Genomic DNA, 447 nt, shown 5'->3' on the forward strand with positions numbered 1-447 from the left:
TGTAGCTGAAATCTTCAGGTTCCGGCAATACGGCCAACAATGCACGTTTAGCCAAGCGGCCGTGACCGATTTCACGACGTTTTGGCGCACCTACGCGACCCACTTCACCGTTAGAGTATGGTGGAAAGTTGTAGTGCAGCATGAAGCGGTCGGTGTATTCGCCGGACAGTGCATCAATGATCTGCTCGTCGCGTGAAGTGCCCAAAGTTGCAACCGCCAAAGCTTGGGTTTCGCCACGGGTAAACAGTGCAGAACCGTGAGTGCGCGGCAATACGCCGGTTTGAATGTTCAACGGACGAACAGTGCGGGTGTCGCGACCGTCGATACGCGGTTGGCCGTCCAAAATTTGGCTGCGGACAACATCGGCTTCCAAGTGTTTGAAAATGCCTTTGATTTCGTTGGCTGCCAAAGTGTCGGTTTCTTCGGTAATCAACGCTTCTTTTACAG

1 pseudogene is annotated in these 447 nt (G+C 53.0%); it reads right to left on the reverse strand.

Features of this window, described 5'->3' with window-relative positions:
- Positions 1–447: pseudogene (locus tag ACTHUE_RS20415) on the reverse strand (polyribonucleotide nucleotidyltransferase); the annotation flags it as partial.

It is taken from the genome of Neisseria sp. P0021.S005, from assembly GCF_051956955.1.